Source organism: Vibrio breoganii, assembly GCF_024346795.1.
GTDB classification, from domain to species: domain Bacteria; phylum Pseudomonadota; class Gammaproteobacteria; order Enterobacterales; family Vibrionaceae; genus Vibrio; species Vibrio breoganii.
The window spans coordinates 692,640-714,725 of the sequence record NZ_AP024864.1 but is presented as its reverse complement, the minus strand read 5'-3'; the positions used below and the strand labels follow the sequence as shown (position 1 = coordinate 714,725).

Sequence of the window (22,086 nt, the reverse complement as noted above, 5' to 3'; positions counted from 1 at the left end):
TTAGACGGAACATACGGTTCATTACATCAATGTCCGTTTCACTGCGTATAAATTGTGGGCTTGTTCAACAGCCCACCGCTAAGCTCCTCTCACTTCTCTGAGCTTAGTGTTACTAATAAGGAGCAGTTATGATTACGACAATCAATCCTGCGGGTAGCATGGATCTTCTCTCTCAACTTGAAGTTGAACGTCTCAAAAAGACCGCCTCAAGTGATATCTATAACCTCTATCGAAACTGTACTCTGGCGGTGCTCAACTCCGGCAGTCACACCGATGACAGTAAAAAACTGTTAGAGCAATATAAGTCATTCGATGTAAACGTACTCAGACGTGAGCGAGGCATAAAACTCGAACTGAGTAATGCCCCAGAACATGCCTTTGTCGACGGCACTATCATCAAAGGCATCCAAGAGCACTTGTTCGCCGTATTGCGCGATATTGTATTTGTGCACATGTCTATGGAACAAAACAAGCTACTGCAACTCGACAACTCTGTACATGTGACCAACCTAGTATTTAGCATCCTGCGTAACGCTAAGGTTTTGATTCCAGGCATCGAGCCAAATCTTGTGGTGTGCTGGGGGGGACACTCTATCAACGAGGTTGAATACCAATATACCCGCCTTGTGGGACATGAACTTGGACTTCGCGAACTGAACATCTGCACCGGCTGTGGGCCGGGTGCAATGGAAGGTCCAATGAAGGGCGCAGCTATCGGTCACGCAAAACAACGACATAAGCAGTCTCGTTACATTGGCCTAACCGAACCCTCTATCATTGCAGCAGAGCCGCCTAATCCCATAGTGAATGAGCTGATCATCATGCCGGATATCGAAAAGCGCCTTGAGGCCTTTGTTCGTATCGCACATGGCATCGTGATATTCCCTGGAGGCCCAGGTACCGCAGAAGAGCTGCTGTATGTGCTGGGTATTATGATGCACCCGAAAAATCAAGATCAGCCACTGCCTATTGTGTTAACTGGGCCAAAAGAAAGTGAAGCCTACTTCCGCTCCATCGATAACTTCATTCGCGATACCCTTGGCGAACAAGCGCAGAAGTATTATCAAATAGTCATCGACGATCCTGCAAAAGCGGCTCGCATTGTTAAAGAAGCTATGCCTGCGGTCAGGCAGCAACGCAAAGAGAATGAAGATGCCTACAGCTACAACTGGTCACTGCATATTGAACCTGAATTCCAGATGCCCTTTGACCCTAACCATGAAAATATGCACAACCTAGATCTGCACATGGACCAACCCCCTGAAATTCTCGCGGCGAACCTGCGAAGAGCCTTCTCTGGCGTTGTCGCAGGCAATGTTAAGGCTGAAGGCATTCAAGAGATAGAAGAGAAAGGACCCTTCATCATTGATGGTGACAAAGAGCTGATGAAGAAAATGGACATCTTATTGGGGGATTTCGTTAAGCAGCAACGGATGAAACTCCCGGGCTCGGCATATACCCCTTGCTATAAAGTGCAAACCTCAGATTAAGATTAAACTCTTGATCTAATTTTAGTTACAATGGGGCTACGGCCCCTTTTTAGTTTGTTGTTATGTCTATACACCTGGTTATCATTGATGCTTTAAACCTCATTCGTCGCGTACATTCAGCGCAACCTGACGAAACTGATATCCAGCGCACTATAGAAACCACCACCCGCACCCTAAAACGCATTCTCAATGAAACCGAGCCTAGCCATATCATTGCAGTATTCGATCACCATCAGCAAGAGCGAGGATGGCGAGAAGAGCGTTTCCCTGAGTACAAACAAAACCGTAAGCCTATGCCTGAGGCTCTTGCGTTAGGTTTAGATACGATTCAACAAGCGTGGTGGGAACTCGGCATTGATTCATTGCTCTCTGATGGGGATGAAGCGGATGATCTCGTGGCCACACTCGCAGTAAAACTGGCAAGCCAGCAGCACCAAGTCACCATCATTTCCACGGATAAAGGCTACTGTCAGCTGCTTTCTCCCTCCTTACGCATCAGGGATTACTTCCAGCATCGCTGGCTAGATCAGGCCTTTGTAGAGAAAGAATTTGCGGTACAGGTCTCTCAACTGAGCGATTACTGGGGGCTCACTGGCATCAGTGGCACAGGTTTAAGCGGTATTCCCGGCATTGGGCCGAAAGCGGCTCGTGAGATCCTCACTGACAACGAAAACCTTGAGCAAGCCTTTGCCGATGAAGGCTTAGCTGAAAAGTACAAAAAGAAGATTGCAGGGAATGAAGAGCACGCCCTTCTATGCCGTGAATTGGCCTCTTTAAAGACTGATTTAGAGCTTGGGTTTAATCTTCAGGATTTACGTTGGGTTAAGCCATAGCAACACCGGCATCCTGATGAAAACTGGAATGCCAGCCCAGTGGAGTGCCAGCCCAGCAGGATCTTAGAGAGTGCCAATGTTCGGGTTTAACACTCTCTAAGATCCTGGATAACTACTCACGTAGTTTCCAGGATGACGCTTAAGGTGTGATTCAATGTATTATTTGAACTGTGAGCATAGCCAAGGTCGTCATACTGGAAAACACGCAGTGTTTATCCAGTATCTTAGAGTCTGCAAAGCTAAATATGAGTACTCACCAAGTTCCTGGATAACTACTAGCGTTGTTTCCAGGATGACGTGTCTGAGGCTTGATTGATTGTATTGTTAGAACAAGAAACAAAACAAACACCGTCATACTGGAAAACACGCAGTGTTTATCCAGATGTATGGACTCCCTCTCCTTGAGGAGCTACGGTCTTAATCCGACTAAAGATTAGCCAAAGGAGTCCATACATGACTAATCCTAATCTATTAGCTATTGATTTAGCAAAGAATGTATTCCAAGTTTGCAAACTCTGCCCTAACGGAAAAGTCATTTATAACCGCGAAGTCAGTCGAGCAAAACTCAAAGAAATTCTGATAAATGAAAAACAAGCCCTCGTGGCTATGGAAGCCTGTGGCAGTGCACACTACTGGGCTCGATTCGCAATTAGCGCAGGCCACATTGTAAAAGTCATCAATGCCAGAGCAGTAAAAGCTTTTCAAACCAAGCAAAAGACAGATAGGAATGATGCTTTAGCTATTGGTGTTGCAGCACAGCAAGAGCACATCCATGGTACTCATATTCACTCAACTGAGGAGCAGGCACTTCAATCGTTAGAGCGTATGCGACACTTGGCTAAGGTTCAATTAGTCGCACAAAGTAACCAGATGCGAGGAGTATTAGCTGAGTTCGGAATTATTCTACCGCAAGGCCTATCTAAGTTAAGAAAGGAAATCCCTTTCATCCTGGAAGATGCTGATAACTCTTTACCTGATAGTTTTAGAACCGCGCTACACAAGTCATGGTCACATTTATTGGGCCAAATTGAACACTTGCAAGAACTAGATAGGCAGCTCGAGTCTTTGGTTAAGTCGCATCATATTTGCAAAAAGCTGATGAAGCTAGAAGGGGTCGGGCCCTTAGGGGCGCTAGGGTTAGCGTTACGATTAGGGCGAGGTGAAAACTTTTCTAATGGCCGAGAAGCATCCGCTAATATAGGGCTAACACCTAAACAGAACAGTTCCGGCGGGAAAGAACGTATTGGACATATATCTAGGTACAGTGCGGATAAGCGACTTCGTTCAGTTTTATTTCAAGGAGCGCTTTCCGTTATCACTCATGTATTAAACCGTCCAGCGACAACAAACAAAGAACAGTGGTTACAAGCACTTGTCGAACGACGAGGAAAAAAGATCGCTGCAATTGCTTTAGCGAACAAAACCGTTCGAACCGCTTATGCTTTATTAAAGAATGATTCGGACTATCAGCCAATTAAATTGGCATGATAGACCGAGCATAGTCAACGAAGAGCGATGTAAGACAGGTAAGACCGACCAGTATGAGCTAGATAAGATTCGAGGCAGTAAACTTGCCGATATCGAGAAATAGCCTATTGGTGCGACTACATTTTAGGGCGAGGTAGCTCCTCAATAAAGCCCGTATATAAGTGCGCATCTATACTTGTTTTCCAAATTCTTTGTTGATTTACCGAGGGAGTCCATATAAGTATCTTAGAGTCTGCAAAGCTAAATATGAGTACTCACCAAGTTCCTGGATAACTACTAGCGTTGTTTCCAGGATGACGTGTCTGAGGCGTGATTGATTGTATTGTTAGAACAAGAAACAAAACAAACACCGTCATACTGGAAAACACGCAGTGTTTATCCAGTATCTTAGAGTCAGCGAAACTGAGTATTAGCACTCATCAAGATCCTGAATAACTACTAGCGTAGTTTCCAGGATGACAAAAGCCGATTACCAACCCAAGTTAGTATGCGACTGCACATGTACCGTGATCTCTTCACGGTCATGATAAAGGTGCTTCGCTTGCAAGGTAAACTTGATGCCATTTTCTTTCAAAAAGACCTTCAAGTTCTCAATATCACCAAGCACTTCATCGTAGCGACCCTTCATAGGTAGCTTGAGGTTAAAGATCGCCTCTTTACACCAGCCTTTGATGATCCACTCACCCATTAATTGAGCAACACGTGATGGCTTCTCAATCATGTCGCATACTAGCCAAGTGACATTCTTACGCGGTGGTTCAAACTTAAAGCCATCCACTTGTTGGTGCTTCACTTGACCTGTATCCATCAGGCTTTGTGCCATCATGCCGTTATCAATAGCGTGAACGAACATAGAGCGCTTCACCAACTGATATGTCCAACCGCCCGGACAAGCGCCCAAATCCACAGCCCACATGCCCGATGCTAATCTCTCTTCCCACTCACTCTTTGGAATAAAGACATGGAATGCCTCTTCGAGCTTAAGTGTCGAACGACTTGGTGCATCTGCAGGGAACTTCAAGCGAGGAATGCCCATAAAGAACTGTGAGTTATTGTTGGCATAAGAGTACCCAACATAACACTTACCTGGTTCAACAAAGCACAGGTGCATCACAGGCTTTTTCAGGTTGTCTTTCTTGTACAGCAACCCTTTGCCACGCATTGCCTGCCTTAGTGGCACGGTAAACTTGCGGCAGAACTTCAAAAGCTCTTTTGCTTCATTGGTATCGGGGGTTTCTACTCGTAAGTCACCACACGTAGGAACACCTTCTTGCTCTGCTAGAGCATCTAAGATAGGTGAAATGCGATCTGATTCTGGCAGTTCTTCCAAACTCGCTGCAACAGCAAACATTTGACGAGCAAAAATAAGCGTTTTGAAATCAATCTCACGTACTAAGCGTTCCGCATCCCCTTCGGTGTAACATTCAAACAGAACATAGCCACTATTGCGCTTAACGCGGGGGAAACCAAACACCTCAAGGTTGTTTGCCTTGTCTTGAATCTCGCCAGCACAATCTTTCTCAAAGCCTGCACGGCAATATAAAATAACCTGTTTCAAGTTAAACCTCGTTTCAATGCGTTAAGAAGCTTCAACGCTCGACGCTATCGCGTCTAAAATATTCTCATCTTGGCTAATGGAAGGTACACCTTCGCTCGCCGCTATACTCAGCATCCAGTCTCTAAATGTAGCAATTCGTCCAACGTCTGCTTGTTTCTCGTGACACACCACATAAAAGGCATTCTTACTCACCAGTACTTCATCAAAAGGACTGATTAATCTACCGGCCTCAATTTCAGGTTGAGCCAACACGTTATTACCTAACGCAATACCTTGTCCGTGAACCGCCGCCTGCAACACCATGGTTGAATGGCTAAAGATTGGACCGTGGTTGACATTGATCCCCTCGAGATGATGCTGGCGAGCAAACTGCTTCCAGTCCTTACGCGAAGTATCATGTAACAAAGTGTGTTTGGATAGGTCACTTAATGAGCCTAGCGGTTTAACACCGTCTAACAAACGTGGTGCACAAAGAGGGATCAAATACTCTTGATACAATTTGTCAGCGCGCAATCCGTGCCAATTTCCGCGACCATAGTAAATGGCGACATCAACGTCATCGGTTAATGAGCCATCGTCCATATCGACCGCTTTGATACGAACGTCAATATCGGGCTCTTGCTCATTAAAATCAGCAAGCCTAGGAACTAGCCATTGGATAGCAAAGCTAGGCTGCAGGCTAATGGTCAAAGAGCCTTTTTCACTGCGCTCTAGCACCTTATCGGTCGCCTCTGACAGGGACGTAAAGATATCCTTAATATCAAGGAAATAGCTCTGCCCTTCTTCAGTCAACAGCAAGGAGCGGTTGCGTCTTCTAAATAACTTTAAGCCTAAATATTCTTCAAGCGCTTTCACCTGATGGCTGACAGCTGCTTGAGTAACAAACAGCTCTTCAGCTGCCCGTGTAAAGCTCAAATGACGTGCAGCGGCTTCAAAAACCTTCAGTGATTTTAGTGGGGGTAATCGTCTTGCCATTCTATCTTATCTAGCATTAGTTTTTTTTATCTGAAACATTATAAATTGTCCGTTGTTCAACAGCCAGAGAAAATCTATATTGCGTCCCACGCGACGGGGGTCTAAACGGCATGCCTTTGGCATGGATCCCTACTTGCGATGTTGTGTTTGTGAGCTCATTTTGAGCACGGTAGTTTCTACCACTGCTTGGGTTTAACCGAAGCATACTTCCAATTTAATGAACTTGTCTGTCATTTTCGCACCGCTCCTCTGAGCGGTGTTTTTTTATGTCTGAAATAAAAAATAAAGCCGAGATCAGAGTGACTGACCTCGGCTAAAATTAGTTTATGTGATGACTAAGGGCGATAGACTTTAATATTGCTAAAGCCTTGCTCTTGTAAGTACAACGCCTGCAAGCGACTCATTACACCGCGGTCACAGTACAGTAGGTAGGTTTTAGACTGGTCAAGATCACCAAACTTAGTCGCCAGTTTGTAGAAAGGCAGATGCTCAACCTCGACACCGTCGATCTCAAGAGGGTTATCGTCTTCTTCTTCTGGGCTACGAATATCAAGCACAATGGCGTGCTCTTGAACCGCTGTTACTTGCTCGACTTCAGGCGCTTGTTCTAGGCTTTCCTTTTCGATATCGCGAATATCCATAACTCGACTCTCGCTAACTACTCGTTCTAAAACAGAAAAATCAAAGTTCTGTTCTTGAGCTTCAAGCTTACCTTTAACGGCTTTAACCGTAGGCTTACGTGAAATAACGCCGCAATACTCAGGCATTACCTTGGCAAAGTCTTCAGTACCGATAATGCGAGACAAGTCGATGATGTCTTCTTTGTCCCAGTTAATCAGCGGGCGAAGGATCAGCGTTTCGGTTACGCCGTCGATAAGACGTAGATTCGTTAGCGTCTGGCTAGATACCTGACCTAGTGCTTCACCCGTAACCAGAGCTTCAATCTTAAAGCGATCGGCAATCATGCCTCCAGCACGCATAAACATACGCTTAAGCACTACGCCCATTTGGCCGTCTTCAACGTTCTCTAAGATCTCAGCAACCACAGGTTCAAAGTCTACAGAGATGAACTTCACCTTCGCAGAAGAGCCGTACTTCTTCCAAAGGTAGTGCGCGACTTGCTTAACGCCAATCTCATGCGCAGGACCGCCAAGGTTAAAGAAGCAGTAATGGGTTTTTGAACCACGCTTGATATGCAAATAACTCGAGACACCAGAATCGAAACCACCAGAAATCAGGCTCAATACATCCTCTTGTGTACCAAGAGGGAAGCCGCCCAAACCTTTATGGCGAGCCAACACTTGGTTTAGCTTTTCACCCGTCACTTCAATGTTAACTGTAACATCTGGACGAGTAAGCTTAACCTTGGCGCTCTCCACCGCTTGATTTAAACCACCGCCAACATAACGTTCTAGCTCAATGGAGGAGAAGTCGTGTTTACCGCGGCGCTTAGCACGTAAGGCGAAGGTCTTGCCTTCGATACGATCACGGCTGAGCTCAAGCACTTGCTCGAAGATGTCATGCATATCAGTAAACTCTGATTGCTTGACCTCTAACGAGTGGTGAATACCCGGAGTTTGCGTCAGGATTTCCAGCACTTCTTGGTAGTATTGGTGACTCTCAGAAGAAACCTCAATATGATCCCTACGATTGAATACTGCCACTGATTCTGTGCGACGCTGGATGATGATCCTGAGATTGCACTCCAGAATACGTATGAAGCGTTTTCTTACTGATTCGCTTTTTACAAAAATTTCTGGATGTGGTTTTACAATAAACTTCATAGGTAACTTCACTTCTGATTAGTCGATGACTTGAGTCTAGCCTAAATTATTCTGCTGATTGGAAATGCAGGGATAATTGAGGGCGACGAATTATATACCTATTTAAGGCAGAGTAAAAATAAAACAACTCACCTGTCTGTTCATTTAACTATCAGAAAATGAACTAAAGTTAGTGATATCGCAGGATTTTTAACTGCTAAAATTGACCATAACTCCTGCCTGAGTTACCTTTCCCAGATCCTAGCGCAGAAAAGAATGAACATGGCGACCAAAAAACCAGAGAATATGAGTTTTGAAGAGTCTCTCAAAGAGCTCGACAGCATAGTCAATCAGCTTGAACAAGGTGATCTCGAACTCGATTCTGCATTGAAGAATTTCGAACGCGGTATTGCACTGGCTCGCGCTGGTCAATCCAAGTTAGACCAAGCAGAACAACGTGTTTCAATCTTGATGGAAAATCAGGTTGAAGCGACTCCTCAAGATTTCAAATTTGAATCTGGCGATGATCCATTTTAAACAACAACTTGAACGCTACCAGAAGCGCAACAACCAGCAATTAGAGACCTGGTTAGACTCTTTACACTCTCAAGACAATAACCTGATTCAGGCAATGCGCTATGGGCTATTATTGGGTGGCAAGCGTGCTCGGCCTTTTCTTGTTTACGCCACTGGTTCAGTGTTTGGTTTAAGTGATGACTCATTAGATACGCCAGCGTCGGCCATCGAGTGCATTCATGCTTATTCTTTAATTCATGATGACTTGCCTGCTATGGACGACGATGAATTACGTCGTGGTCAAGCTACGTGCCATATTGAGTTTGATGAAGCGACCGCTATTTTAGCCGGTGATGCTTTGCAGACTTTAGCCTTTAGCATCTTGGCAGAGGGCAAACTTGCCCCTCAAGCGGAAAGCTACCGTATAAAGATGGTACAAAGCTTGGCAAATGCTTCTGGAGCATCAGGAATGTGCCTTGGGCAATCTCTAGACTTAGAGGCAGAAAATCGTCAAGTCTCTCTAGACGAGCTAAAACTGATTCATCGCAATAAAACAGGCGCACTGATAAAATCTGCCATTCAATTGGGAGCATTAGCCGCCGGTGAGCAAGGTATCGAGCAATTGCCTCGTCTTAATGCCTTCGCAGAAAACATAGGACTGGCTTTTCAAGTCCAAGATGACATTTTAGACATCACTAGCGATACGCAAACGTTAGGCAAGCCTCAAGGCTCAGACTTAGCGTTGAACAAATCGACCTACCCTTCGCTTCTCGGACTTGAGGGGGCGCAGGCTAAGGCCACACAGTTGTTAGAAAAGGCCTTGCTAGAGCTGGAAGGCATTCCTTACAACACTGACCTTCTAGAGCAGTTTGCTCGCTATGTGGTCGAAAGAAAGAACTAATTACTCACTTATCAGCGCGAATACATATGACACTTGATATCTCGAAATACCCAACATTGGCATTGGCCAACACGCCTGATGAGTTGCGTTCTCTTCCTAAAGAGACGCTTCCAACACTTTGTGATGAACTGCGTACTTACCTACTCAACAGCGTAAGTCAATCCAGTGGTCACCTAGCCTCAGGCTTGGGTACGGTCGAGCTTACCGTTGCCCTGCACTACGTCTATCAAACCCCTTATGATCAACTTCTGTGGGACGTGGGACATCAGGCTTATCCACATAAAATCCTAACCGGTCGTCGCGAGCAACTGCCAACCATTCGTCAAAAAGACGGTTTGCATCCTTTCCCTTGGCGAGGTGAGAGCGAATATGACGTACTTTCAGTAGGCCATTCTTCCACCTCCATCAGTGCGGCTCTCGGTATCGCCATTGGTGCGGAAAAAGAAGGTAAGAACCGCAAGGTGGTTAGCGTTATCGGTGATGGCGCAATCACTGCTGGCATGGCGTTTGAGGCAATGAATCACGCGGGTGATATTCACCCAGACATGCTTGTGGTGCTAAACGATAACGAGATGTCTATCTCTGAAAACGTCGGTGCACTGAACAATCACCTTGCTCAAGTGCTGTCAGGTAGCCTGTATACCTCGATTCGCGAGGGCGGTAAAAAAGTCTTATCCGGCGTGCCACCAATTAAAGAGTTGGTTCGTCGTACTGAAGAACACCTGAAAGGCATGGTTGTTCCTGGCACTATGTTTGAAGAGCTAGGGTTTAACTACATAGGTCCTGTTGATGGACACGATGTATTAGAACTGGTTAAAACACTGAAGAACATGCGTCACCTTAAAGGGCCGCAGTTCCTGCACATCATGACCAAGAAGGGTAAGGGCTATGAGCCTGCTGAGAAAGACCCTATTGGCTATCATGGCGTGCCTAAGTTTGATCCGGCGACAAGTTCATTACCAAAGAGCAAGGGTGGCAAGCCAACCTTCTCTAAAGTCTTTGGCGATTTCCTGTGTGATATGGCGACGCAAGACCCTAAGTTAATGGCAATCACGCCCGCTATGCGTGAAGGCTCTGGCATGGTGCGCTTTTCCAAAGCGTTTCCAAAACAGTACTTTGATGTGGCAATAGCTGAGCAGCATGCTGTGACGCTAGCGACCGGTTTAGCCATCTCTGGTAACAAACCTATTGTGGCGATCTACTCCACCTTCTTACAGCGTGGCTACGATCAGCTAATCCATGATGTTGCCATCATGAATCTCCCCGTTTTGTTCGCGATTGACCGAGCAGGGCTTGTCGGCGCGGATGGTCAAACCCATCAGGGTGCTTTTGATCTTAGCTTTATGCGCTGCATCCCTAACATGATGATTATGGCACCAAGCGATGAAGACGAGTGTCGTCAGATGCTGTACACCGGCCATCAACATCAGGGGCCGGCAGCGGTTCGCTACCCAAGAGGCAGTGGTATTGGCGCTGAAATTCAGCAATCATTTACTGCCCTTGAAATTGGTAAAGGCCGAGTTGTTCGCAAGGGTAGCAAGGTTGCTATCTTGAGCTTTGGTACCTTCCTTGATAATGCACAGCAAGCAGCAGAGCAACTTGACGCCACAGTGGCCGATATGCGCTTTGTGAAGCCTCTAGACGAAGCGTTAATACAGCAATTGGCCGCAGAGCATGATGTATTGGTGACTATCGAAGAGAACGTGATTGCGGGCGGTGCAGGTAGCGGTGTTTTGGAATACCTAATGTCGCAAAAAATCGCTAAGCCAGTATTAAACTTAGGTCTTCCAGACCGATTTATTGCTCAAGGTACACAAGAAGAGATGCACGCTGAACTAGAATTAGATGCCAAAGGCATTCAGCGTCAGATTGAAGAGTATCTAGATAAGTAGTTATTAGGCCCTGGGTTCTAGGTTCTGGGCCCTAGGTTCTGGGCCCTAGGTTCTGGGCCCTGAGTTCTGGGCCCTAGGGTCTAGGGCCTAAATCAACTATACCCAGCCCAAACCCCAGCCAAGTAACGCCAAGCACAATCCAGCCATCACACCGGCTAGAATGTCATCGATCATAATCCCGAAGCCACCATGGACATGTTTGTCTAAGTAGCTAATTGGCCATGGTTTTACCATGTCGAAGAAGCGGAATAATACAAAGCCTGCGATAAGCCAGCGCCACTCATTGGCGGGAATGCTCAATAGTGGCACCACCAGCATGGTAATCCAAAATCCTGCAAATTCGTCCCATACGATAGAGCCGTGATCATGCACGCCCATATCCTTGGCAGTCACATCACAAATCTTGATGCCGATAATGCAGCAGAGTAATACAACCACCGCATACGCCCCCAATGGCAACTGCACTAATGCTAAATAGAGCGGAATAGAGGCCAAGGTGCCCATAGTGCCAGGGATGATCGGTGAGAGACCGCTACCAAAACCTGTTGCTAATAGATGCCAGGGGTTATCTAACGAAATCTTATCAAGGGGATTGCTCATTGAGTGTCTCTAAGTCGTTATGGTCAATAGATTCAAGAACGAAAGTGGTCAAAACCGGCCACATTCTCTTGTAAGGCTTTGTTATTACGAAACAGTTTCAAGGTTTGAGAATCAGTGATCTCTCCAACCTCAGTGACCTGAACGCCTTCATTTTTCGCAGCCAGACACACCGACTCTATCAGATGTTGTGGCACGGTAAAACAAAGCTCGTACTCTTCACCGCTTTTTAATGCATAGCTCTGAGCTGCTTGCTTACCCTCGCAAAACTCAACCAGTTCTAGAGAGACCGGAAGCTTATCGCAATGTAAATCAGCACCTACATTAGAGCGTTCCATAATGTGTTTTATATCCGAAATCAAACCATCTGAAATATCGATGCAGCTACTCGCCTTACCCCTTAGGAGCATACCCAAACTCGCTCTAGAACTTGCGCAGTAATGACGTTTTTCAAGTTCTGAGGCGTGCGGCAGAAGGCGCTTCTCTTTATCCAGTATCACCTCAAGTCCAGCATGGCTATCCCCAAGAGAACCGCTGACAAAGACCTTATCTCCAACCTTGGCACCAGAGCGCAACAGCGCTTGCTTCTCAGGAACAAAGCCATGAATGGTGAGCGTAATGCTCAGTGGGCCCCGCGTGGTATCTCCACCAATCAATTGTAGGTTATGGCTATCGGCAAGACTGAAGAACCCTTCACAAAACCCTTCAAGCCATTGTTCATCAGGCTCAGGCAGTGAGATTGCCATGGAGACCCAAGCAGGCTCTGCCCCCATAGCAGCCAAATCGCTGATGTTTGAGGCGAGCGCCTTGTGCCCTACCCACTTAGGATTGGCATTTTCAAGAAAATGAGTACCCGCAACTAAGGAGTCAGTGCTGACGGCAATCTGAGTACCTGGAGGGGAAACCAGCAGTGCACAGTCATCACCTTGAGATAATTCAACGTCACTTCGTTTTAGCTTCTGTTTAGCAAAGTACTTGCTAATCAGCTCAAACTCTCCTGCCACACTCACTCCCCTTTAATTACTCAATCAACAGATACAAAAAAGGCCAGCAGATGCTGACCTTTATAACTATATGATTTTCAACAATCGGTTTCGACTATTATTTGTTTTTACGAAGTGATGGTGCTGCTTTATCAAGCACACCGTTAACGAACTTGTAGCTGTCTTCAGCAGCAAACACTTTCGCTAATTCAATCGCTTCGTTGATAACAACTTTATGAGGAACGTCTTCACGACGCGTCATCTCATAAATCGCTAGACGAAGTAGAGCTAGTTCCATCATGTCCAAGTCCTGCATAGGACGAGAAAGGAATGGACGTAGCTTGCTGTCGAGCTCTTGGTGAGACAGTGCAACACCAGTCAACAGGTCACGGAAGTATGCTACATCTGTCTCTTGTTCATTTAACGCTGGCTCGTCAGCATGGGTGTCTTCTTCACCATACTTTCCAGCGGACAAAAACTGTTCTTCTACAGTAGCGATATTCTCTTTAGTGATCTGCCAAGAATATATAGCTTGTAGAGCAAATTGACGTGCATTACGACGTGCGGCTGGTTTCACACTGGCCCCCATTAGGAATCGATTTCAGAAAGAACGTTGATCATCTCTAGCGCGCTCAGTGCAGCCTCTGCACCTTTGTTACCAGCCTTGGTTCCAGCGCGCTCGATAGCTTGATCTATGGTATCAACAGTCAAAACACCAAATGCTACTGGTAAGCTGTACTCCAGTGACACTTGTGCTAGACCTTTATTACACTCACTACAAACATAGTCGAAGTGTGGCGTTCCGCCACGAATTACCGTACCTAGAGAAACGATAGCATCGTATTTCTCAGTACGAGCAACACGTTGAGCAACAAGTGGTAATTCTACCGCACCTGGGCAACGCACTACTGTAATGTTCTCTTCTGCAACCTGTCCATGTCGCTTCAAGGTATCGATAGCACCAGACAACAAGCTTTCATTGATGAAGCTGTTAAAACGCGAAATTACTATAGCAATTTTTGCATTGGGTGCTGGAAATCCACCTTCGATGACTTTCATAAGTTTTCCTTCAACTATCTCATGAGCGAGAATCGCCGGATTCTAGCACAATAGTGTGACTAGGATCTAATATCATTTCAGCTAATTCTCGAGTTATTGGTTAAATGGGTCAAAACAGCGACCCATCCATATTCATTGTTATTCACACACGTATTCTACAACGTCCAGACCAAAGCCTGACAGAGAGTGGTAGCGTTTATTGCTTGATGACATCAGCTTCATCTTGCTTACGCCCATGTCAGCCAAGATTTGAGAGCCCACACCTACGCGACGTGATGTGCCTTGTTTCTTAGCCATAGTAGGCGCTTCACCTTTGTCTTGCTGTTCAAATGCTTTCAGCTTGTGGATGAGCTGCTCATTTGTTTCCTCGTGACCAAGAACCACAAGAACACCGCCCTCTTCTCCAATGCGTTTCATCGCTTTGTCTAGAGACCAACTGCGATCAGAATCGCGGTTAGAGTGCAGTAAATCCGTAAAGGTGTCTTGTAAGTGCACACGCACTAGACAGGGTTCTTCAGAGACCTCGCCTTTGCGAAGCGCGTAGTGAACTTGATTGTCAATGGTGTCACGGAACGTCACCATATCAAAGTCACCGAATTCGGTTGGCATTTTGCATTCTGCGACACGCTCAATTGTTGTTTCGGTATTGTTGCGGTATTCAATCAGGTCAGCAATGGTGCCTAGTTTGACGTCATGCTTTTCAGCGAAGATCTCTAGATCAGGGCGACGTGCCATCTCACCGTCGGCTTTTAGGATCTCGACGATAACCGATGCAGGCTCACAACCCGCTAGGCGTGCTAAATCACAGCCAGCTTCAGTGTGTCCAGCACGTGTGAGTACACCACCATCTTGCGCAGATAGAGGGAAGATGTGTCCTGGTTGTACTAGGTCAGCAGCCTTTGCATCAGCCGCGACTGCCGCTTGTACCGTTACAGCACGGTCAGCAGCAGAAATACCCGTAGTCACACCTTCAGCAGCCTCAATTGAAACGGTAAACGCCGTTGAGTACTGAGCATTGTTATCTTGCACCATAGGAGGAAGACCAAGACGCGCACAGCGCTCTTGAGTCATGGTCAGACAGATAAGACCGCGTCCGTAGGTTGCCATGAAGTTGATGGCTTCAGGAGTAATATGTTCCGCAGCCATGATAAGATCGCCTTCGTTTTCGCGGTCTTCATCATCCATTAGGATAACCATCTTACCTAAGCGAATATCTTCAATAATTTCTTGCGGTGAGCTGATAGGCATTTTTTCTTTCCTAGTTAAGTGTCTGTCGCACGCGTATAGAAACGACTATGCAAAGCCGTTTTGTTGTAAAAATTCCATCGTAATAGTAGAGGAACCTTGTTGCTGATTCGAGCCCATACCAAGCAATCGCTCCATATAGCGAGCAAGGACATCGACCTCAAGATTGACTCTTCTGCCAACCTCAAATTCATCAATAATGGTTTGTTCTGACGTGTGTGGCACGATAGTAAGTTTAAAACCATTCTTGCGTAAGTCATTCACCGTTAGGCTAATACCATCGACGGTAATAGAGCCTTTCTGAGCCACGTAGCGCTCAAGATCCGGTGCCATTTCAACCCAGTATTCTACTGCGCGACCCACTGGAATTCTTTCGACAATAGTGCCAACGCCATCCACGTGCCCGGAAACAATGTGGCCGCCAAAGCGAGTGGTCGGTAGCATGGCTTTTTCTAGGTTTACTCTGTCACCCACCTGATATTGGCTAAAGCCTGTTTTCGTCAACGTTTCTACAGATAGGTCTGCAGTGAACGAGCGATTATCAAATCGTACAACCGTCAAACAAATGCCATTGGTGGCAATACTGTCACCCAATTTGACATCAGACATGTCCAGGTTTCCGGTTTCCACCGTGATTGATATGTCTTCGCCCTGATTTGTAATGCTAGAGAGCGTGCCAACGGCTTCAACAATACCGGTAAACATAGTAATTCCTACTCTATTTTGATGTTTTGAACGTAGCAACCAATTTAATATCCGGCCCTACTTGGGTGAGTTGTTCAATGTTCAGATCAATGGCCTGATCCATGCTGGTTAAACCCAATAGGTTCACCAAGCCACGACCATCGGTTCCCATGATCTTTGGTGCCAAATAGACAACCAGCTCATCGACGAGTTGTTGCTCTATAAAGCTAGCGGCTAATGTCGCTCCAGCTTCTACCCAGATGTGGTTTATATTGTGTTCGCGAGCAAGTTTTGCAAGTAGCTTGGGTAAATCAATATGCTTTTGTTGGCTATTTTTTTGCTCAGAAATCACCAACACCTCACCATCTGTATGAAACAGGCGCAGTTCTGGGGTCATGTTTTGCTGACGGTCTAAGATAACGCGTAGCGGCTGTCTAACCTCACCCTCAGGATACAAGGACTGGATTTCATCGGACAGTTCAGCAAAGCGCACGTTCAAAGAGGCATTATCATCAATCACTGTTTTTGAGCTGGAGAGAATCGCGCCCGATTGTGCTCGATAAAGCTGAACGTCTGCACGCGCTTGGCTACTGGTTATCCACTGACTTTGACCATTGCTAAGGGCTGTTTTGCCGTCTAGGCTCGCTGCCATTTTCAGCTGAACCCACGGCAAACCTGTGCGCATTTTTTTCAAAAAAGGACGATTGATGCGCTCAGCTTCAGACTCCAATAGACCTACCTGAACCTCTATACCCGCCTCTTGTAGCATGGCGATACCATTGCCAGAAACTTGCGGATTCGGGTCTTGCATCGCGCAGATAACACGGGAAACACCCGCCTTAATGAGCCCTTCAGCACAAGGGGGCGTGCGACCATAATGAGAGCAAGGCTCTAGTGTTACATAGGCTGTTGCACCTAACGCCTTTTCGCCTGCCATACGCAAGGCATGCACTTCCGCATGCGGGCCACCCGCACGAATATGATAGCCGTGGCCAACAATAGCGTCGCCTTGAGTAATGACACACCCAACATTGGGATTTGGGTGTGTGGTAAAGCGGCCTTTTTCAGCCAGCTTTATCGCTTTCGCCATCATCTGATGGTCAAATACAGAAAAACGCATTTATGACTCTTTGAGGTTGAAAATCTATTCTACGAGTTAGTCTTCTAATCTGGCGATCTCTTCGCCAAACTCACGGATATCTTCGAAGCTACGATAAACAGACGCAAAACGAATGTAGGCAACCTTATCTAATTCTTTCAATTGCTCCATTACAAGATTCCCAATCATATCGCTGGAAACCTCTCTCTCACCGGTCGCTCGAAGCTTGGACTTGATGACACTCATAGAAAGCTCTACCGCATCTGCGCTAACAGGACGTTTTTCAAGTGCACGATGCAAACCGTTAGATAATTTATCTTCATTAAAGGGTTCGCGGTTTCCATTGGACTTAATCACCTTCGGCATGACCAGCTCGGCGGTCTCAAAGGTGGTAAAGCGTTCACTACATGCTAGGCATTGGCGACGACGGCGTACTTGATGCCCGTCAGCAACCAATCGGGAATCGATTACTTTCGTCTCATTCTCTGAACAAAATGGGCAGTGCATACAAGCTCCATAGTTTTACGATGAAAGGGGACACTATGCTGATATTACTAGTGAGTATTATTAACAATGCAATTTGATCTGATTAGTGTAACGGATTTAGTGATTTGATTCGAGGGTGAAGCTCTATGCCTCAGCATCAAAAAAGGGCTCTGTGATAGAGCCCTCATTACTTTTTATGTCAAAATCTTAATAACCTGAATCATCTTGGTTTTCAGACCGTTGCCCGTAGGAGCTAATTATGGTCTTGGTAAGTAGTTACCCTTCCCAACCCATTTATAGCTGGTGAGCTCCTCTAAACCCATAGGGCCACGAGCGTGCAGTTTTTGTGTAGAAACCGCCACCTCAGCGCCAAGGCCAAACTGAGCACCATCGGTAAAGCGCGTAGACGCATTCACATAAACCGCAGCAGAACCTGCCGCGTTAATAAAGCGCTCTGCGTTATTTAGGTCATTGGTCATGATCGCATCAGAGTGGCTCGCATTGTGCTCACGCATATGCTCGATTGCCTCATCCACATCTTTCACTACCTTTACACCCAAAATAAAGGCAAGCCACTCAGTGTCAAAGTCTCCGCCAATCGCTTCACGAAACTTCGCGGCATTGGTTAAATAGGGCAATGCAGAAGCATCAGCCACAAACTCGACCTTGTCACTCAGTTGGTGAGCAAGTTTGCCTAGAAACTCTTCAGCGATAGCTTGGTGAACCAGCAAGGTATCCAAAGAATTACACGCAGAAGGACGCTGCACCTTAGAGTTTTCTACTACTGTTAGCGATCGCTCAATATCCGCACTCTCATCAACATACACATGAGAAATACCAAAGCCGCCAATGATCACTGGGATAGTGCTGTTCTCTTTACACATCTTATGTAAACCAGCACCGCCACGTGGGATGATCATGTCAACGTAATCATCTAGCTTCAATAGCTGTGAAACCAACTCGCGATCTGGCTTTTCAATGTATTGAACCGAAGCTGCTGGCAACCCTGCTTGCTCTAGTGCCGTTTGGATAACCTTGACCAGAGCCATGTTTGAATGGAAGGTCTCTCTGCCGCCACGCAAAATACTGGCGTTACCGGTTTTAAGGCACAAAGACGCAATATCAATGGTCACATTTGGACGAGCTTCGTATATCACACCGACTACACCTAAAGGTACTCGTCTGCGAGATAGCGACAAGCCATTTTCCAACACGCGGCTGTCCAGTTCGCTGCCGATAGGGTCATTTAACTTGATGACATTACGAACGTCATCAGCAATTGCCGATAATCGAGCTTCATTTAGCAACAAACGGTCAAGAAGCGCCTCGCTCATGCCCGCTTCACGACCGCTTTGAATATCGATGGCATTCGCTTCTAGAATAATTTGCGACTGCTTCTCAAGCTCATCAGCCATAATCGCTAGAGCTTGGTTTTTCGTTGCTGTGGTCGTCGTTGCTAGGGCAAAAGATGCGTGTTTTGCGCGCTGGCCAAGTTGAATTAGATCCACTGTGTCATCCTCTATAATTTCTTGTGAGCAACTAATCTTGCATCATGACTAAATCGTCACGGTGTACTACTTCGGAGCCATAGTCATAGCCCAAAGCTTCACCTATTTGTTTGCTGTGCATGCCCTTTATCTGGCGCATATCGTCACAGGAATAGCTAACTAGGCCTTTCGCAATCAAGATTCCAGATTGACTGATAACGCGCGCAACTTCACCACGAGCAAAGTTACCATTAACGCCAATGACACCCTTAGCAAGAAGACTACTGCCTTTGGTTTGTAGGGCTCTCACTGCGCCTTCATCGATAACAATCTCACCCGTTGCTGCAGGCCCTGCCAGTATCCAGCGCTTACGATTTTCAAGGGCTTCAGGAAGCGCTACGAAGCGCGTGCCACTTGGCGAAGAGGAAACACTCTCAATGACCACATCTTGCGCACTTCCGGCAGCAATGATCACCTCAATACCAGCACGGCGAGCAATGTCGGCGGCTTGCAGCTTCGTCGCCATGCCACCGGTACCTAAGGTTGTGCCACTGCCACCTGCGATTTTACGCAAGGTTTCGTCAATGGTGGTGACTTCTCGAATCAATTCAGCTTCAGGGTTGTTTCTTGGATCGGCGGTAAATAAACCGGGCTGATCGGTCAGTAGCAATAGCGTATCCGCTCCGCACAGGATCCCAACCAAGGCCGAAAGATTATCGTTATCGCCAACCTTGATCTCGGTGGTTGCAACCGCATCGTTTTCATTCACGATCGGGATAATGTCATGCTCAACTAAGGCATTAATTGTATCTCTAGCGTTTAGGAAGCGCTCTCTGTCTTCAAGATCCGCTCGAGTCAGCAACATCTGGCCAATCTTTAGGCCATAGATAGAAAATAACGACTCCCACACTTGGATAAGGTGTGATTGGCCGACCGCAGCTAAGAGTTGCTTACTTGCCATTGAGTTGGGGAGTTTGGGGTGTCCTAGATGCTCTCGTCCAGCGGCTATGGCGCCAGAAGAAACTAGTACTAGGTTATAGCCACGCTGCTTCAATTCTGCGCATTGGCGCACGAGATCAACCATGTGGGCGCGGTTTAGGAACTGAGAGCCCCCTGTTAGCACACTTGTGCCAAGTTTCACCACAACTGTCTTAGCTTGCATTTGTTACTCAATGATACTGATAAAAGAGTCTCATTTTTAGCAAGCTGAGACCCGTTGCACAAGTAAAAAAACAAAAAGGCGCCCTAAGGCGCCTTGAATCACAGTTTTTTCTCTACGTTACAGCTTCTGAGTCTTCATGCAGAGCGAATTCTAGTGCGAATTGCTCACTCAGCTGTTTCTGTATTTTTGCTTGGAAAACACTTTGAGTGCGCTGAACTTCGGCTTCTGCGGCAGCTGGAAGCTTTTCATCTATCCATGCGCCTGACGCGTTGTACATACCGTGATGAAAGCGAGCGGTGCAGATATTTTCATCATCTTGCTTTTCGAGTTCCATCCACCAGCCCCAAAACTCTCGGCACTCTGGTGATTTAGTGTCGTCGACACATACAGACAAGCAATCGAACAAGAATAGATTGGGTTTGCATTCCGCTTCACGTAGATAAGGACCAATCGCTTTGAGCTTTGCGATCATGCGATGATAAGTAGGTTGGGTACCTGGCATAATAACTCCATTTATTTATGCTTCGCCATGCACAACTACGCACAGCGAATTTTATGTTGCTCATCAGTTACATAAGCAACACTTATAGTGCCATTAAATTAACATCCTTGTCACGATTTTAATTCTTCAAGAAGCCAATCTATCGCTAGGTTTAGTGATTTTTGGTATCCAGAGCTCAAATTTTTTGAAGGGATCTTCACCGCTTTTCCTATCTTACTCGACATTGCGATCAATTTATTATCACTATGCGGCGCTACCGGGTCGCCTTCCAAAGAGATAGCGAGCATTGGCACATTGGTGCGACGAGCCGCGAGTAAGCCTTGAGTGCGAAGAGACCATGCTGACATCTGCCCTGCCAAGCTTTGAATATCAATAGGTGACTTACCTAAACGAGATCCAAGAACATCGAGATACATCTTCGACATGTTCGTCAGCTTGTCTGGGTTAGCTAAGATGTCGTGTACAGGAGAACCTATTGCAACGCATGCTTTAATTCTGTCTTGCTCCAAAAAGCTTAAGCGAACCAAAGCATTGCCGCCAAAGCGGAAGCCAAGCAATCCTACCTTCCAGTGATCCACAAACGGAACTTCAGGTAGATAATCTAGCAATGCTTTGTGCAAGCAGCTGGTATCCTCTGAAAGGGTCCATTGACTACTCTTACCCACCGATGGCATATCAATGGTCAGCATCGCAAATTCATTGGGAGCCAAGTGATCAAGGAACAGCTTCCACATATCGGTTTGTACGCTATCTAGCCCAGCACAAACGATCACTACAGGTAACGGGCGTTCAGTATGTGGCAGATGTAAATTCGCCTGCACCGTTTTGCCTTTATAAGGCACATTTAGCTGCTTAAACACATACTTGCTCGCATGGGATGCTTCTTCGTACGCCTTATTCGCCAATACCTGAGCTTGTATGGATAGATTATCGCCCTTGATATGTGGGTAGGCTGCAATGCTGAAATAAAGACTCGCTTTATAGAGAGCCTCGGCAGCTTCATCACCCTTTAACTCTGCTGCGCGTTTTTGATGAATCATCCCTGCGTGGGTCCATTCATAGGCCCAGTTTCCCGAACGAAATCCCATGACGGTATCTAGCCATTCGTCGTTGCTTCGAGAGTGCTCAGATGAGGATATACGCGCAAGCACCTGATCTTGTTCAATGGGGTCTGCCCCCTGCCAAATCCATTGCAATCGGCGCAGATTACGATACCAAGAGTGCTGTGGCTTGCTCTCTAAGATGCTCAGGCTACTTGGCATGTACTGCGTTAAGCCAGAGGTTTCCTTGGCTTGTAAATGCTTGGAAAAGAGCTGTTCGGAAAGATTTTTTTTGTGTTCTTCAGTCATATGAGAGGCATCTTCGA

At 46.4% G+C, this 22,086-nt stretch carries 21 protein-coding genes; 6 read left to right on the top strand and 15 right to left on the bottom strand.

Features of this window, described 5'->3' with window-relative positions; translation table 11 throughout:
* Nucleotides 1-128 precede the first annotated feature (128 nt).
* The 3 genes from ppnN (at nucleotide 129) to OCU35_RS03380 (ending at nucleotide 3,811) form a co-directional block, all read left to right on the top strand.
* Entirely contained in the window at nucleotides 129-1,490 is a 1,362-nt protein-coding gene (gene ppnN / locus OCU35_RS03390; protein WP_261825650.1) for a nucleotide 5'-monophosphate nucleosidase PpnN, read from the top strand.
* A gap of 62 nt (nucleotides 1,491-1,552) precedes the next feature.
* A complete protein-coding gene (xni, locus tag OCU35_RS03385) occupies nucleotides 1,553-2,323 on the top strand; it encodes a flap endonuclease Xni (protein WP_261825649.1) in 771 nt (256 codons plus the stop codon).
* 453 nt (nucleotides 2,324-2,776) lie between these two features.
* Nucleotides 2,777-3,811, top strand: a complete 1,035-nt coding sequence (locus OCU35_RS03380; RefSeq protein ID WP_261825648.1) for an IS110 family RNA-guided transposase — start codon at nucleotides 2,777-2,779, stop codon at nucleotides 3,809-3,811.
* Nucleotides 3,812-4,280: 469 nt separating this feature from the next.
* On the opposite strand, the gene rlmM is transcribed toward OCU35_RS03380, so the two are convergent.
* The 3 genes from rlmM to thiI all read right to left on the bottom strand — a co-directional run bounded on the left by rlmM (nucleotide 4,281) and on the right by thiI (nucleotide 8,128).
* Entirely contained in the window at nucleotides 4,281-5,369 is a 1,089-nt protein-coding gene (gene rlmM, locus OCU35_RS03375) for a 23S rRNA (cytidine(2498)-2'-O)-methyltransferase RlmM (protein WP_065210146.1), read from the bottom strand.
* 21 nt (nucleotides 5,370-5,390) lie between these two features.
* Entirely contained in the window at nucleotides 5,391-6,344 is a 954-nt protein-coding gene (locus OCU35_RS03370) for a transcriptional regulator GcvA (RefSeq protein ID WP_017028255.1), read from the bottom strand.
* Between the two features lie 335 nt (nucleotides 6,345-6,679).
* Entirely contained in the window at nucleotides 6,680-8,128 is a 1,449-nt protein-coding gene (thiI, locus tag OCU35_RS03365) for a tRNA uracil 4-sulfurtransferase ThiI (protein ID WP_017028256.1), read from the bottom strand.
* 261 nt (nucleotides 8,129-8,389) lie between these two features.
* Here thiI and xseB point away from each other — a divergent pair, with 261 nt between their 5' ends.
* From xseB to dxs, 3 genes are read left to right on the top strand one after another with little or no spacing between them, the layout of a single operon-like run.
* The gene (xseB, locus tag OCU35_RS03360) at nucleotides 8,390-8,644 is read left to right on the top strand and encodes an exodeoxyribonuclease VII small subunit (RefSeq protein WP_017028257.1); all 255 of its coding nucleotides are present in this window, start codon (nucleotides 8,390-8,392) and stop codon (nucleotides 8,642-8,644) included.
* Entirely contained in the window at nucleotides 8,631-9,524 is an 894-nt protein-coding gene (ispA, locus tag OCU35_RS03355; protein ID WP_017028258.1) for a (2E,6E)-farnesyl diphosphate synthase, read from the top strand. The genes xseB and ispA overlap by 14 nt, the downstream gene beginning before the upstream one ends.
* A 26-nt stretch (nucleotides 9,525-9,550) precedes the next feature.
* Nucleotides 9,551-11,416: a 1-deoxy-D-xylulose-5-phosphate synthase gene (dxs, locus tag OCU35_RS03350; RefSeq protein WP_261825647.1), complete on the top strand. Its 1,866-nt coding sequence runs from the start codon at nucleotides 9,551-9,553 to the stop codon at nucleotides 11,414-11,416.
* Nucleotides 11,417-11,512: 96 nt separating this feature from the next.
* Here the strand turns inward: dxs and pgpA are convergent, their stop codons facing one another.
* From pgpA to frsA, 12 genes are all read right to left on the bottom strand, one after another.
* Nucleotides 11,513-12,016 (bottom strand): phosphatidylglycerophosphatase A, encoded by a 504-nt coding sequence (gene pgpA / locus OCU35_RS03345; RefSeq protein WP_261825646.1) that lies wholly within the window; start codon nucleotides 12,014-12,016, stop codon nucleotides 11,513-11,515.
* Nucleotides 12,017-12,048: 32 nt separating this feature from the next.
* Nucleotides 12,049-13,017 carry a thiamine-phosphate kinase gene (gene thiL, locus OCU35_RS03340; protein ID WP_017032672.1) on the bottom strand — a complete coding sequence of 323 codons (969 nt, stop codon included), beginning with the start codon at nucleotides 13,015-13,017 and terminating at the stop codon, nucleotides 12,049-12,051.
* Between the two features lie 97 nt (nucleotides 13,018-13,114).
* Nucleotides 13,115-13,585, bottom strand: a complete 471-nt coding sequence (nusB, locus tag OCU35_RS03335) for a transcription antitermination factor NusB (RefSeq protein WP_017028262.1) — start codon at nucleotides 13,583-13,585, stop codon at nucleotides 13,115-13,117.
* Nucleotides 13,585-14,055 (bottom strand): 6,7-dimethyl-8-ribityllumazine synthase, encoded by a 471-nt coding sequence (gene ribH / locus OCU35_RS03330; RefSeq protein WP_017028263.1) that lies wholly within the window; start codon nucleotides 14,053-14,055, stop codon nucleotides 13,585-13,587. The genes nusB and ribH overlap by 1 nt, the downstream gene beginning before the upstream one ends.
* A 138-nt stretch (nucleotides 14,056-14,193) precedes the next feature.
* On the bottom strand, nucleotides 14,194-15,303 hold the full coding sequence (ribBA, locus tag OCU35_RS03325) for a bifunctional 3,4-dihydroxy-2-butanone-4-phosphate synthase/GTP cyclohydrolase II (protein ID WP_261825645.1): 1,110 nt from the start codon (nucleotides 15,301-15,303) through the stop codon (nucleotides 14,194-14,196).
* Between the two features lie 45 nt (nucleotides 15,304-15,348).
* Nucleotides 15,349-16,005, bottom strand: coding sequence for a riboflavin synthase (locus OCU35_RS03320; RefSeq protein ID WP_017028265.1), 657 nt, complete (start codon nucleotides 16,003-16,005; stop codon nucleotides 15,349-15,351).
* Nucleotides 16,006-16,018: 13 nt separating this feature from the next.
* On the bottom strand, nucleotides 16,019-17,104 hold the full coding sequence (gene ribD / locus OCU35_RS03315; protein ID WP_261825644.1) for a bifunctional diaminohydroxyphosphoribosylaminopyrimidine deaminase/5-amino-6-(5-phosphoribosylamino)uracil reductase RibD: 1,086 nt from the start codon (nucleotides 17,102-17,104) through the stop codon (nucleotides 16,019-16,021).
* Nucleotides 17,105-17,140: 36 nt separating this feature from the next.
* Nucleotides 17,141-17,590, bottom strand: coding sequence for a transcriptional regulator NrdR (gene nrdR, locus OCU35_RS03310; protein ID WP_017028267.1), 450 nt, complete (start codon nucleotides 17,588-17,590; stop codon nucleotides 17,141-17,143).
* 236 nt (nucleotides 17,591-17,826) lie between these two features.
* Nucleotides 17,827-19,077, bottom strand: a complete 1,251-nt coding sequence (locus tag OCU35_RS03305; protein ID WP_017032674.1) for a glutamate-5-semialdehyde dehydrogenase — start codon at nucleotides 19,075-19,077, stop codon at nucleotides 17,827-17,829.
* A 31-nt stretch (nucleotides 19,078-19,108) separates the two neighbouring features.
* Entirely contained in the window at nucleotides 19,109-20,218 is a 1,110-nt protein-coding gene (gene proB, locus OCU35_RS03300; protein ID WP_261825643.1) for a glutamate 5-kinase, read from the bottom strand.
* Between the two features lie 112 nt (nucleotides 20,219-20,330).
* Nucleotides 20,331-20,720, bottom strand: coding sequence for a sigma factor-binding protein Crl (gene crl / locus OCU35_RS03295; RefSeq protein ID WP_017032675.1), 390 nt, complete (start codon nucleotides 20,718-20,720; stop codon nucleotides 20,331-20,333).
* Nucleotides 20,721-20,830: 110 nt separating this feature from the next.
* The gene (gene frsA, locus OCU35_RS03290) at nucleotides 20,831-22,069 is read right to left on the bottom strand and encodes an esterase FrsA (RefSeq protein WP_017032676.1); all 1,239 of its coding nucleotides are present in this window, start codon (nucleotides 22,067-22,069) and stop codon (nucleotides 20,831-20,833) included.
* Nucleotides 22,070-22,086 lie beyond the last annotated feature (17 nt).